At 64.0% G+C, this 13,057-nt stretch carries 14 protein-coding genes and 2 pseudogenes; 5 read left to right on the top strand and 11 right to left on the bottom strand.

Annotated elements, in window-relative coordinates:
• Positions 1–153 precede the first annotated feature (153 nt).
• The 7 genes from C486_RS06945 to gdhB form a co-directional block, all read right to left on the bottom strand.
• Positions 154–1,308, bottom strand: coding sequence for a pyridoxal-phosphate dependent enzyme (locus C486_RS06945; protein ID WP_008454559.1), 1,155 nt, complete (start codon positions 1,306–1,308; stop codon positions 154–156).
• 1 nt (position 1,309) lies between these two features.
• Positions 1,310–2,269 (bottom strand): succinylglutamate desuccinylase/aspartoacylase family protein, encoded by a 960-nt coding sequence (locus C486_RS06940; RefSeq protein ID WP_008454558.1) that lies wholly within the window; start codon positions 2,267–2,269, stop codon positions 1,310–1,312.
• Between the two features lie 239 nt (positions 2,270–2,508).
• Entirely contained in the window at positions 2,509–2,946 is a 438-nt protein-coding gene (locus C486_RS06935) for a DUF4870 domain-containing protein (RefSeq protein ID WP_008454556.1), read from the bottom strand.
• Between the two features lie 32 nt (positions 2,947–2,978).
• Positions 2,979–3,581: a hypothetical protein gene (locus C486_RS06930; RefSeq protein ID WP_008454554.1), complete on the bottom strand. Its 603-nt coding sequence runs from the start codon at positions 3,579–3,581 to the stop codon at positions 2,979–2,981.
• A gap of 127 nt (positions 3,582–3,708) precedes the next feature.
• Positions 3,709–3,936, bottom strand: coding sequence for a hypothetical protein (locus C486_RS22645; protein ID WP_338042879.1), 228 nt, complete (start codon positions 3,934–3,936; stop codon positions 3,709–3,711).
• Positions 3,937–4,378: 442 nt separating this feature from the next.
• On the bottom strand, positions 4,379–5,044 hold the full coding sequence (locus C486_RS06920) for a DUF502 domain-containing protein (protein ID WP_014864205.1): 666 nt from the start codon (positions 5,042–5,044) through the stop codon (positions 4,379–4,381).
• Between the two features lie 106 nt (positions 5,045–5,150).
• Positions 5,151–6,458 (bottom strand): glutamate dehydrogenase GdhB, encoded by a 1,308-nt coding sequence (gene gdhB, locus C486_RS06915; RefSeq protein ID WP_008454548.1) that lies wholly within the window; start codon positions 6,456–6,458, stop codon positions 5,151–5,153.
• A gap of 175 nt (positions 6,459–6,633) precedes the next feature.
• Between gdhB and C486_RS06910 the strand changes: the two genes are divergently transcribed.
• From C486_RS06910 to C486_RS22785, 3 genes and pseudogenes are all read left to right on the top strand, one after another.
• Positions 6,634–7,179, top strand: a complete 546-nt coding sequence (locus C486_RS06910; protein WP_008454546.1) for a CDP-2,3-bis-(O-geranylgeranyl)-sn-glycerol synthase — start codon at positions 6,634–6,636, stop codon at positions 7,177–7,179.
• A gap of 341 nt (positions 7,180–7,520) precedes the next feature.
• Positions 7,521–7,730 carry a hypothetical protein gene (locus C486_RS20105; RefSeq protein ID WP_083866009.1) on the top strand — a complete coding sequence of 70 codons (210 nt, stop codon included), beginning with the start codon at positions 7,521–7,523 and terminating at the stop codon, positions 7,728–7,730.
• A 9-nt stretch (positions 7,731–7,739) separates the two neighbouring features.
• A pseudogene (locus C486_RS22785) lies at positions 7,740–7,946 on the top strand (RNA-guided endonuclease TnpB family protein); the annotation flags it as partial.
• 43 nt (positions 7,947–7,989) lie between these two features.
• On the opposite strand, the gene C486_RS06905 reads toward C486_RS22785, so the two are convergent.
• Positions 7,990–8,949 (bottom strand): alpha/beta hydrolase, encoded by a 960-nt coding sequence (locus C486_RS06905; protein ID WP_049910227.1) that lies wholly within the window; start codon positions 8,947–8,949, stop codon positions 7,990–7,992.
• Positions 8,950–9,111: 162 nt separating this feature from the next.
• On the opposite strand from C486_RS06905, the gene pyrE reads away from it, so the two are divergent.
• Positions 9,112–9,636, top strand: coding sequence for an orotate phosphoribosyltransferase (gene pyrE, locus C486_RS06900; protein WP_008454543.1), 525 nt, complete (start codon positions 9,112–9,114; stop codon positions 9,634–9,636).
• 34 nt (positions 9,637–9,670) lie between these two features.
• Here pyrE and C486_RS21640 read toward each other — a convergent pair whose 3' ends face one another.
• The 3 genes and pseudogenes from C486_RS21640 to C486_RS22240 all read right to left on the bottom strand — a co-directional run.
• Positions 9,671–9,844 carry a hypothetical protein gene (locus C486_RS21640; protein WP_008454541.1) on the bottom strand — a complete coding sequence of 58 codons (174 nt, stop codon included), beginning with the start codon at positions 9,842–9,844 and terminating at the stop codon, positions 9,671–9,673.
• Between the two features lie 93 nt (positions 9,845–9,937).
• Entirely contained in the window at positions 9,938–10,522 is a 585-nt protein-coding gene (locus C486_RS22245) for a hypothetical protein (protein WP_241432472.1), read from the bottom strand.
• Positions 10,523–10,655: 133 nt separating this feature from the next.
• Positions 10,656–10,763, bottom strand: a pseudogene (locus tag C486_RS22240) (IS6 family transposase); the annotation flags it as partial.
• A gap of 332 nt (positions 10,764–11,095) precedes the next feature.
• Here C486_RS22240 and thrS point away from each other — a divergent pair.
• The gene (thrS, locus tag C486_RS06890) at positions 11,096–13,042 is read left to right on the top strand and encodes a threonine--tRNA ligase (RefSeq protein ID WP_008454537.1); all 1,947 of its coding nucleotides are present in this window, start codon (positions 11,096–11,098) and stop codon (positions 13,040–13,042) included.
• Positions 13,043–13,057 lie beyond the last annotated feature (15 nt).

Raw genomic sequence — 13,057 nt, 5'->3', positions numbered from 1 at the left:
AATCTGGGGTGGGTCGCTAATGAATCCCCTGATCCCGCGGCGGCCGCGCTGGCTCCCCGCTGAGCACCATTGATCGACTCGAGGTGAATGCCGCAGTCGGAGCAGAACGTCGGCGGTCGGCTGCCCATCTACCGAGGGTGCAGAACTGAACCGTCAGAGGGTTTTCAGTCCGCTGCCGGTCAACGGCACGACGACATCGTCGTCGGCGTCGATGACGCCGTCATCGCGGTACTGCTCGAGGGCCGCCGGCGCGATCGCGCAGGTCGGCTCGACGTAAAAGCCGTTGCGGTGGAGTCGGTCCAGCGCGGTTTCGATCGCATCCCCGCCGAGGGCGATCGCGTCGCCGTCGGTCGCCTCGATCGCGTCGACGATCTCGGTGCCGCGGGCGGGTTCGGTGATCTGGATGCCGTCGGCGATGTCCGTCCGTTCGCCCTCCGCGTCGGTGGTATCGCCGCCGAGCGCGGCGACGATTGGCGCGTAACCGGCCGCCTGTGCGCCGAGCAGGCGCGGCATGCCGTCGACGATGCCGGCCTCGTTGAGGAGGGAAAAGCCCCGATACGCGCCGAGGAAGAGCGTGCCGTGACCGAGCGGGAGGACGACGGCGTCGGGGACCGTCCACCCCTGCTGGGCGGCCACCTCGAACGCGAACGTCATCGTCCCGGCGTAGAACGCGGGGTTCCAGGCGTGGCTGGCGTACCAGCCCTCGCCGGTCTGGTACGGGGCGCTGCCCTCACCCGTCGAATCGCCATCGTTCGCGTCGCCTTCGACGGCCTTGAGACAGGCTGTGGTCACGTCCGCTCTGGTTCCGTCGATGCGAACCGGGCGGGCGTCGGCCCGCTGGATCGTCATCAGCTTGGACTGTTTGACGTCCGCCGGGACGTAGATGTCCGCGTCGACGCCCGCGCGGGCCGCGTAGGTCGCGATCGACGCGCCCGCGTTGCCGGAGGAATCCTCGAGCACCTTCTCGACGCCGAGTTCGACCGCCCGCGAGAGGGTCGTCGTCGCGCCGCGGTCCTTGAACGAGCCCGTCGGGAAGACGTACTCGAGTTTGAACCGCGCGTCCCAGTCGGAGGCCTCGACCGTCGGCGTAAAGCCCTCGTAGAAGGTGACGTGCTGTTCGATCGGGAGGAACTCGAAGAACGTCCACAGCCCCTCGCTGGTATCGAGGCTGTGCAGCGGCAGCGGATCGCCCTGCGGATGCGGCCGCTCGGTAAACTCCAGGGCGCGGCCACAGCCACAGCGCCACGGTTCGTCCGGTCCGGCCTCGTAGACGGTCCCGCAGTCGGGACAGGTTAGATCGGCGGCCATCTCAGTACTCACCGACATCCGTGCCGATCGAACAGACGTACTCGCCGGTCGCGACCTGCGGGAGCCGCCGGGCCCGCCAGAGGATGCCACTCCCGTTGGCCGTCACCTCGGCTTTCGGTTCCCCGAAGGGAGTCGTTACTTCGAACACGGTCTCGCCGGCACGGACTCGGTCGCCGAGGTCCTTGTGCATGGTCACGAGCCCGCCCGCCGGGGCCCCGTACTGTTCGAACCCCCTGGCGCGGGTCTGAGTCTCGAGCGGCTGGTCGCCGTCGAGGAAGTCGTAGTAGCGGAGGACGTTGAACACGCCGTCGACGCCCGTTCGGATGCTTTCTTCGTCCCAGCCGACGGCCCCGCCGAGTTCGGGATCGACGGTCGGAATCCCGTCGTCGGGAGCCGCGCGAGCTAGTTGGCCGTCCGGCCCCTTCTGGTCGAGTACGTACCCGCAGCCGAAGGCTTTCGCGAGCTCAAGACACTGGTCGTGGAGCCGGTGGCGCTTCCCGCAACGAACGCGAACCTCGTCGAGCATCCGACTGGTCGACCCCTGATGGAGATCGAGTATCAAATCCGCCTGGGTCGCGATGTCGAACGTCGCGGCCGCGATCCGCTCGCTCGAGGTGCCGCCCTCGTTGCCGGGATAGGCGCGGTTCATCTTCGTGTCATCGATCGGGTTCCGGTGTTCGGCGACCTGAAACGCGTGGTAGTTGACGATCCCTACGACGAGGACCGTTCCGGAGAGTGCAGCGGGGTCGAGTTGCGGCACGACCTGCTGGATAACACCGACACCGTTGAGTTCGTCGCCATCACTGGCCGCCTGCATGTAGAGCGTCTTTCCCGCAGCTGCGCCGTTTATTACGGCGACGGGGAGTCCAAACGGCGTGCCGTCCCGCGTCTCGCCGACCTCGAGACGGCCCGTATCGATCTCGCCGGGCCCCGCGCTCGCCGTTCCGAGCGTCGTCGTCATGTCCCTCATGATGAACCCGCTCGCCTTTATACTATCCTTTGCTCTCGAACAGCGGGCCTTCCGTGTGCCGGCGGCGGGGTTCGGGCGGAGAAAAATAGTCGCAGTGGGTCGATTGATTCACTCCTCGATCGGCGGCTGGCGTCCGTACTCCGACGGCCTGCCAGCGTTCCGATGTCCTGGTGCCCCTGGGAGCCACGCGGAAGGGTGTGCCTCCGGTTCTCGGCGACGGCCGCGGGCGGTCACACGAGTTCGGGGGCGAACGGATAGCGCCATGCCTCGCCGAAGATGGCTTTCGCCATCGCGACGATCCAGATGACGGCGCTGAGAAATCCGAGGGACATCGCGGCGAGCGCCAGGACGAAGACCGGAAGCAAGACGGCGGCTTCGAGGAGGCCCGGTACCGTGACGTACTCGAACAGCGTGTCCAGCCCGAACAGGAGCGCGAACGTCGCGAGAAACGATCCGATGACGAACAGGTGCCAGTCGAGCGCGTTCCGAGCGTTCGCCCGCGTGAACTCGTGGCTCGAGACCAGGTAAATGACGACGGTGGCGATCGGTCCGATAAACGGCAGTATCGCGATGAAATGGACGAAGATACCCAGGAGCGTCCGCTCCGCGAGGATAGATGGGCCGGGTTCGGTCGTGGGCGATTCGGTCGGTGATGAGTTCGTTGACATCGTTTTGAACGTAAGCGGTGAGTCGGCGGCCGTTACTTCGGACCGGACCTGTTCGGCGTCGGCACGGCTCCACTGACGCCGTCGTCACGGACCGCTCGAGCGAGGCGTTCGGCACCGAGCAGGACCAGACAGACGACGAAGAGGTTGCCGGCGGCACCCAACAACCCGTGGCTGGCTTCGACGGGGGCGTCTATCGACAGCACGATCAGCCCAACGCCGACGGCGAACAGCACCAGACAGAGTTGCAAGCCCGCCAGTATCAGCGTCCTGATGCCGGCCGGGTTCCGGAGTCGAAGGAAGTCGGCGAGCGACAGCGTCTCGAGGGGCGAATCGTGATCGAGCGCGCGTTGCCCCGCCGGTGAGAGCGGCCACGGTGATTCCGGGTGGTTGATGTAGTACAGCGTGATCGTCTCCGGATAGGTCTCCGTTGCGACGACGTCGATCTCATGGAGTTCGTTGAGCCGATTCCGAACGGTCTCCTTGCTGACGGTCGGGCTGACGCGTGACTGGAGTTGCTGGACCGAAAAGAACGGCCGGTCGGAGTCGACCATGACCTCGACGACGTGTCGCTGCGTGAGTTTCTTGTCGAGCGTCGGATCGAGCCGTTCGTCGATCCACCTCGGGAGAGTCGCCATCGTTGGCAGGGCAATCGGCGGGGGATACATTAAACCCCAAGATGGATTTGGCGGGCACCAAACGCGATGTTGCGCCCGTAAACCCGATCAGTGATCGGGTGCGACACCCGCTGGGTGCGGGCGCGAATCAGGACTGATCCCGTTGCGAACGGACCCGTCGAGCGGTTCGATCGGCGAGCCGGAGCACGACACAGAGCAGGAGCAGGTTCAGTGCGGCGGTCCAGAGCCCGTGGTCGCTGTGGACCGGTGCCTCTAGTCCGATAGCGGCCAAGACGGTCCCGAGGAGGAACAACACCAGGCTGAGTTGATAGCCCGCGAGGACGAGCGTCCCGATCGCGTCTGGTTCGCGAAGCAACAAGAAGTCCCGCGCCGAGAGCCGATCGAGCGGATTCGCAGCCGACCGCGTCTCGCCTGCGGGAGACGAGTCGGCCGCTCCGGGGTGATCGATATAGTAGAGGGTCGTCGCCGCCGGATACGTCTCGACGGCGACGACGCCGCGCTCGCGGAGTTCCGCGAGCCGCTTCCGGAGTTGCTCCTCGCCGATATCCGGGCCGACCCGCGCCTCGAGTTGGGTGACCGAGAAAGAACGGCCGGTCCGCTGTCAGCATCACCTCGGCGACGCGGCGTTGTGTGAGCGCACGGCTCGGCTTCGAGTCGATCCGATCCTCGATCCATGACGGAAGCGTCGACATGCGTCGGTCCCGATCGACTCGGTATCGCATAAATGCCCGACCGGATTTGACGGACGCCGACCGTGCTCTCACGTCGAGCATCGTCTCCCTCGAGGTTGGCCCCCGTCACTCCTCGTTCGTCGATCGGTCCTCGGACGGACCCACCGGCGACTCCGTGTGTCGTTGCGGGTGTGTTGAGTCGCCGAAGCCCCCGCTCAGCACGCGCGCAAGCGTCTCCTCGACGGAGTCGTCGGTTTCGATGACCCGGTCAGCATCGGCTTCCACGACGAAGCCCGAGGAGACGTTCGGCGACGTGGGAATGAACAGCACTACCCGTCCGTCGCTGGTGGTGTGGCCGGTCTTGAACGCCGGCATCTGCGTGCCGTCCCAGCTTCGGACTTTGACCGGTTCCTGCAGGGCCTGTTCCTCGCCGAGCGTGGTCTCGGCCGCGACTTTTGACGCGTTGTAGACGACGCGCAGCCCCGGGACGCGGTTCGCGATTCCGTCGACGCTTCGCGTGAAGACATCGCCGACGGTCGTTCGGGTCAGGGTACCGATCGCGATCGCGATCAGTGCGACGGACCCCAGCGAGACGACGAGTTGGATCACGCGGATGAGCAGTACGCGGGTCGGCTCGTGGCCGATGAAGCCGGCCAGCATTTCCGGATCGAGCATGCCCGCCGGCGTGAACCCGATCGCGAGCGCGTAGGCTCGGTAGACGACGTACAGCGTGACGAGTATCGGTCCGATGAGGATTAGCCCGCTCGCGAAGACCCGCTTCCACGGCGTCATTATCGGACCATACGACTGCTCGGACATGAGCCCTTTCCTTCGTCCCGTCGCACCCGGCGAGAAATCCGTTGGATCGTCCGGCGTTCTCGCGGCCGATCGGAACCGGCTACGGCCAGAGCCCCCTGGTCTCCTTTGCCTCCGCGATGCGGGAGAGCGCGACGACGTAGGCGGCGTCGCGCCACGTCAGTCCCTTGTCGTCGACCTCCGTGCGAACGTCCTCCCAGGCCTCGAGCATGTGGTCTTCGAGCTCCTCGGTCACTCGCTCGAGGGACCACTGGCGGCGATTGATGTCCTGGAGCCACTCGAAGTAGGAGACGGTGACGCCGCCCGCGTTCGCGAGGATGTCCGGGATCACGTGCACGCCACGTTCCTCGAGAATGGTGTCAGCGGCGAAGGTTGTTGGGCCGTTCGCGCCCTCGACGACGATGTCGGCGGCGATCGCGTCGGCGTTGTCCGCAGTAATGACGTTACCGACGGCCGCGGGAACGAGGACATCGACGTCGAGTTCGAGGAGTTCGCTGTTCGAGAGGCGGGACACGTCGTCGCCCGCGTCGAGTTCGGTCGCAAACCGCGTGACCGCTTCGGGCTCCTCGTCGTGGGAGGGGATCGCCGAAACATCGATTCCGTCTGGATCGTAGACCCCGCCGTTGACGTCGCTGACCGCCACGATCGTCGCGCCCCACTCCTCGAGTAGGCGGGCAGCGTTTGCCCCGACGCTCCCGAAGCCCTGAACTGCGATAGTGGTGTCCGAAATCTCGCGGCCGTAGTACCGGACGGCTTCGCGTGCGGCGATCGCCGTCGACCGACCGGGGGCCTCCTCGCGGCCGTAGGAGCCGCCGATGACCGGCGGCTTGCCCGTGACGACGCCGGGGATCGTCTCGCCCTGTTGCATCGAGTAGGCGTCCATGAACCAGGCCATCGTCTGGGCATCAGTTCCCATGTCGGGCGCGGCGACGTCTTTCGTCGGCCCGACCGCATCGCGCAGTTCCTCGGCGAACCGGCGGGTGAGCCGTTCGGTCTCGTCCTCGGTCAGCGATTTGGGATCGACGGCGATGCCGCCCTTTCCGCCGCCGAACGGCAGGTCCATCACGGCGCACTTCCAGGTCATCCACATCGAGAGGCCGGTACACTCCTCGGCGTTGACTTCGGGATGGTAGCGCAGACCGCCCTTGTACGGGCCGCGAACGTCGTCGTGCTGGGCCCGATAGCCGGTAAAGACGTCGACGGAGCCGTCCTCGCGCTCGAGCGGTACCGATACCTGTTGAACTCGTGTCGGGTGTTTCAGCCGCTCGACGACGCCGGGATCGACGTCGACGTGGGTGGCGGCTCGCTCGAGCTGTCGGCGGGCGGTGACCAGTGCCGAATCGGGTTCGGCCGCCGATTCGTCGTCGGTCGCAGAAGGTTGTGCCGTCATCAGTTGGAAGTCGTGTTGCTGGTACTAGTATCCCAGTTATTCTCTACTCCGTGTGAGTCGCGTTACATTGTGAATCCTTCCCTCGGCACGGGGGCCGGCGTCTCCGCGCCATCGCTTGCGAGGCGGCTCCACCGAACCACCGCCCGTTAAGACACGTCGGTTCGTCCCGGCCGATATGGCTCTCTTCGAGACGATCGCGATCGCGTTCTGGGCGATGTTGCCTGCCTACGTCCCCAACAACGCTGCCGTGTTGGCCGGCGGCGGGCGACCGATCGACGGTGGCCGGACGTGGGGAGACAGACGCGTGTTAGGCGACGGGAAGACCTGGCGTGGCACGGCAATGGGGACCGTGGCGGGCCTCGCGCTCGCGGCGGGCCTCACGGTCATCGCGCCCGACGTCGGCGACGCGGTGGGATTCGATGTCCCCGAATTCACCCCGCTTGCGGCGCTCGGCCTCGCCGGCGGCGCGATGCTCGGCGACATCCTCGCCTCGTTTCTCAAACGCCGAAGCGGCCGCCAGCGCGGGGCGATGTTCCCCGGCCTCGATCAGTTGGATTTCGTCGTCGTCTCCCTACCGCTGACCGCGCTGCTGGCGACCGACTGGTTTCGCGCGTGGTTCTCGCTCGAGGTCATCCTCGTCGTCGTCGTGCTCACGCCGATCCTCCACGTGACGACGAACGTGATCGCGTACAAACTCGGGCTGAAAAACGAGCCCTGGTAGGCGTCGTTCGATCGCTTCTCTTCGCACCGGGCCGACGAAACTGCCGCGCCGTCCGTTCTCGGAGGCACCGATCTACAGAGTAAACGATGCGTCGCCGTGTGGATCGGTTTGAAGAGACTCGAGATCGTTCGTTGACATGCTTCGTCCTTCAGGCGAAGCGCGGTCGCCTGCTACAACAGGCGGCCACTTTCTGAGACCCATCGGACCGCGCTTCCTACCAGAGAGATACTTCTGTAGGCACTTAATATTTGTTCATATTCAAACCATTTTCCAATAGCCACACCTTGAGGACTTTCAACCGAGTATGTTGATGTGTGGTGTGTGCGAATGGCCAAACATCGATGGCACGAACGAGGGCGCTCCTTACGGAAACAGAGCGTAAATGGCTGGAATCCGACGAGACGGAAAGCGGTTCTCGGAGATACCAAGTCGTCTCTGAAGTCCGCAATCGGATTGAAGACGAATTAACAGAGGACGTAACGGTTCTTGCTGAAAACCACCCAGATTTGCTCGACGAACTCCGCGACGTTGTTTGCGAGAACGATGAGTGACCGCGGAGGCTGGTGAAGGCGCTGGTGTTCCACTTCGACATCGAGAGCGACAACCAAGACCTGCTCCGTGGAGCCACCCACGAGGTCCGCAGAACGTACAACGACCCCATCCGACTAACGAAGGCCGGCGTCGACTGGGATACCATCCCGGACCGCGTTGCCGACGACGTGGCTCTCGTGAAGAATACGCTCCAGCGCGTCGTCGTGAAGGCGGTTCGACTAATCCACGGGAAGCCGCGCGACTCGACCGCGCGGCAGTTCACTCGAGCGCCGCGTGCAGATCCGCGACGGCGGCCTCGTGGGCCTCATGGGCGCGCTCCAGCGCGACCGGCTCGGAAAGCATGCCGAAGAAGCCGTGGATCATGTCGTCGTAGTTGTGGTACTCGACGGGGACGCCAGCCGCCTCGAGTCGGTCGGCGTAGTTCGCACCGACATCGCGCAAGGGGTCGAAGCCGGCGGTGATGACCGTCGCGGGCGGGAGCCCCGAAAGGTCGTCCGCGAGCAGGGGAAACGCGTAGACGTTGCCCATGTCGATCTCGGTTTCGAAGTAGTGGTCGCGGAACCACGCCATGTCGTCCGCCGTGAGGAAGTACCCCTGCCTGTGCTCCTCGTAGGCCTCCGTCGCGGTCGCATCGCCAACGCTGGGGTAGATCAGCAGTTGATACGCGATGTCCGGCCCACCTCGATCCCTGACGAGCAGCGACAGCCCCGCCGCGAGACTGCCGCCGGCGCTGTCGCCCGCCACGACGAGCCGGTCCGGGTCCGCGTCCAGTTCGGCGGCCGTCTCCGCCGCCCACTCGAGGGCGGCGTAACAGTCCTCGAGCCCATCCGGGAACGGGTGTTCGGGCGCGAGCCCGTAGTCGACGCTGACGATCGGATAGCCGGTGTCGGCGGCGAGTTTGCGGCACATGCCGTCGTGGGTGTCGACGTTCCCGATGACCCAGCCGCCGCCGTGGAAGTACAGGAGCAGCGGGCGGGCCGTCCCCTCGGTCCCGGGATCGTAGATCCTGAGCGGCAACTCGCCGTGTGGACCGTCGATCGGTCGGTCCTCGACCGATTCGAGTTCGACATCGGGGTCTTCGGCGACGTGCAACCGGTCGAACAGTTCGCGGGCCTCCTCGGCCGAGACCTCGTTGAACGACGGCACGTCGAGCGATTCGTAGCGCTCGAGCAACGCCCATAGGTCCGGATGGAGGTCGCCTGCACTAGCTGCTGTCATCACGCGACACACATCCCGGTGGAGATAAAAAGCTACCCGCAGCGGCAGCCGCTTGCGGCGTCGCGACCGGCCGATAGCGGCCCGATCGCAACACCGCCGACCCGCTCGCGTCGGCATCGCGTTCCACACCGCTTATTTCGATCCGGCGCGCCTTGTCGAGCAATGGCGAATCAGGACCTCATCGACGCCCTTCGCGCGGCCGACGCCGTCCAGTTCGGCGAGTTCGAACTCTCACACGGCGGGACCAGCGAGTACTACGTCGACAAGTACCTCTTCGAGACCGATCCCGACTGCCTCGAGTCCATCGCCGAGGCCTTCGCCGAGCGACTCGATGCCGACGACAAACTCGGCGGCGTCGCGCTCGGCGGCGTGCCGCTGGCGGCCGCGACGAGCGTCGCCGCCGGCGTCCCCTACGTCATCGCGCGCAAGCAGCGCAAGGAGTACGGCACCGGCAATCTGATCGAGGGACGACTCGAGTCGGGCGAGGAGGTCGTCGTCGTCGAGGACATCGTAACGACGGGAACGAGCCTCGTCGAGGCCGTCGAGGCGCTCCGCGAGGCGGGTGCGACCGTCGAGCGCGCGCTGGTCGTCGTCGACCGCGAAGAAGGCGGCCGCGAGACCGTCGAAGACGCCGGCGTCGAGATGGACTCGCTGGTGACGGCGAGCGAGTTGCTCGAGAGCCAGTAACCGGGCCGCCACTGGGCTCCGTAACGGCTACCGATCAGTTCTCGACCGCTTGTTTCAGGAACTGCGGCGTCGAAATCGCATCGAAGACGGCGATGCCCAACACGAGGAGTTGCATCGTTCCCTCCAGAAACAGGAGCGCAATCGCGGCGACGAGTGTGCCACTGGTGAGGCCGATACCCCATCGGACGGTCGGATCTCGCAGGTTCATATCCGCCCTACTATCGATTCGAATAAGAACCTGTCTATCCGTATACATTAAAACGGATAATTGGATTCAGAAGCTGTCGGGCATGTTTGACGCTCAATTATCGAGTTCAGAGTACGTTAACTGGAGGTCGCCGTCAAGCGTGTAGTCTCCTTCGAGGATGCCACTACTCGTAAGACCGATCGTCGCGTGAATAGTGATCTTAGTGGCGGTTTCTGTTGTCGGCTTGACGAGCAACTTGAGAATACTGATAGTCTCGTCTGCAAGATCATCCAAATCAGAAATCTCTATGACTGTTCCGAGACCACGGTCAGGCGTGTAGAGCGCTACTGAGGGTGGTGGCGAACTATCACCTTCTACTGGTGAGGTGAGAGCGACCTCGGCGGGTGATTCCCTCGCCACTTCGGGCATCCACACTCTGAGTTTGATCGACTTCACAGCCGTCCCCTCACGGTGCCAGATCTCGATTGGTACGTCGATTACCCCAGAGTTACCATAGCTACTCGCCCCAAATTTCCCGATGTCCCCATCGGTGGTTGTGAAGACGAGCGCCTTTCGCCCACTCGAATCCCCATGCACGATCGGGTCGGAAAGTGTTTGTTCATCACCTATTGCGCTACACCCCGCCGTTGCGATGACTCCAGTACTACATGCTGCTGCAAGACATTCACGCCTATTCACAGTGGTAATTGCCCACGGTTCATGAACTATTTTCCGGCATTCGATGATCTTTCTTACGCAGATGCTGACTCGAGAGAACAACCCGTGTGACCTCCACGTGTTCCAACCGAACGTAGTGTCCGATATGCTGGTTCTATGCGAACGTGAACGACCTGAGCCAGTCGCCGGTTGTTTCTACAGCGACGTGACCGACACAGTTTGAAACCGCCGAAGTGCGTCGTTTCACCTCACGGGAAATCCGAACGTCATCGACAGTCACGGTGTTGCTTCTCGCGCCACAAAACTCAAGTCGAACTGGCCGATACGAGGACTGATGCGTGCGTTTTCGGGTCTGACTCTCTCTGAAAGCGCTACGCATCAGTCTTTCAACCGTATCCGGACACCGCTTCGCTGCCCATCACAATGCTTTTATCCCGCTCGAAAGTACCCGTAGCCACGATGGTAGGTGTCCGCTTTACAGGGGCGTTCCCCCGTTTCTAATTCCCACCTACCGCGTATTGTGTCGGCACGAGTCGACCAGTGTGCGGGACGTGACGCGGACACGCCACCGGAATTCTCACCACACCCACAGCCATGTCAGAATCAAACTCACAGGAGCAGGTAGCGGTCGTACTGCCGGACGGATCCGAACTCGAAGTCGACGCCGACGCCACGGTCGAGGACTGCGCCTACGAGATCGGCCCCGGCCTCGGCAGCGATACCGTCGCCGGCAAACTCGACGGCGACCTCGTCGCCAAGGAGCAGTCGGTCTACGACGGTGCGGAACTCGAGATCATTACGGACCAGTCCGAGGAGTACCTCGATGTCATGCGCCACTCCGCGGCCCACTGTCTCGCCCAGGCCGTCGAGCGCCACTACGACGACATCGACCTCGCGATCGGCCCGCCGACCGACGAAGGGTTCTACTACGACTTCGACAACCTCGACATCGACGAGGAGGACCTCGCGGCCCTCGAGGACGAGATCGCGGCCATCATCGAGGCCGACTACGCGATCGAGCGCGAGGTGGTATCGATCGACGACGCGGAAGACCGACTGGCCGGCGAACCCTACAAGCTCGAACTGCTCTCCGAGTTCGCCGACGAGAACGACACCGTCACGTTCTATCGGCAGGGCGACTGGGAGGACCTCTGTGCCGGCCCCCACGTCGACTCGACGGGCGAGATCGGCGTCGTCGAACTGCTCGAGATCGCCGGTGCCTACTGGCGCGGCGACGAGGACAACACGATGCAGACGCGCATCTACGGCACCGCCTTCGAAGACGAGGGCGACCTCGAGGACTTCCTGGAGCGTAAACAGGAGGCCGAGAAGCGCGATCACCGCCGGATCGGCAACGAGATGGACCTCTTTTCGATCCAGGACGTGACGGGGCCGGGGCTGCCGCTCTATCACCCCGCCGGGAAGACTGTCCTCAAGGAACTCGAGGACTTCGTCGAGGACCTCAACAAGGACGCGGGCTACGACTACGTCGAGACGCCCCACGTCTTCAAGACGGATCTGTGGCACCGGTCGGGCCACTACGAGAACTACCAGGACGATATGTTCATCTTCGATGTCGGCGACGACGAGTTCGGCCTGAAGCCGATGAACTGTCCCGGCCACGCCGCCATCTTCCAGGACCACTCCTGGAGCTACCGGGACCTGCCGATCCGCTACGCCGAGAACGGGAAAGTCTACCGCAAAGAACAACGCGGCGAACTCTCCGGCCTCTCGCGTGTCTGGGCGTTTACCATCGACGACGGCCACCTGTTCGTCCGTCCCGAGCAGATCAAGTCGGAAGTCGAGGCGATCATGGACATGATCACGGACGTCTTAGAGACGTTCGACCTCGAGTACGAGATGGCCCTGGCTACCCGGCCCGAGAAGTCGGTCGGGAGCGACGAGATCTGGGAAAAAGCCGAGAAGCAACTCGAGAGCGTTCTCGACTCCCACGGCCACGAGTACGATATCGAGGAAGGCGACGGTGCCTTCTACGGTCCGAAGATCGACTTTGCCTTCGAGGATGCCATCGGCCGCTCGTGGGACGGTCCAACCGTGCAACTGGACTTCAACATGCCCGAGCGGTTCGATCTGAACTACGTCGGTGAGGACAACGAGGAACACCGCCCGGTGATGATCCACCGCGCGCTCTACGGCAGCTACGAGCGGTTCTTCATGATGCTCATCGAGCACTACGAGGGTCGGTTCCCGCTGTGGCTCGCACCGGAACAGGTCCGCGTGCTGCCGATTTCCGACGACAACCTCGGCTACGCCCACCGGGTGGCAAACGAGTTCGATGACTTCCGCGTCGAGGTCGACGGCCGCGACAGTACGCTGGAACGGAAGATTCGCGCGGCCCACGACGACCGGGTCCCCTACCAGATCATCGTCGGCGACAACGAGGAAGCCGACGGCAATATCTCGGTTCGGGACCGGTTCGAGGACCAGGAGTACGATGTCGAGATCGATGAGTTCCGCGCGCATCTCGAGGCCGAGATCGAGGAACAGCGGACGGAACCCGACTTCCTGCAGGACGAGTAGCGTTGCAGGCAGTCC

The sequence above is a fragment of the Natrinema gari JCM 14663 genome (genome assembly GCF_000337175.1).
GTDB classification, from domain to species: domain Archaea; phylum Halobacteriota; class Halobacteria; order Halobacteriales; family Natrialbaceae; genus Natrinema; species Natrinema gari.
This window is presented reverse-complemented; position numbering and strand designations above follow the sequence as displayed.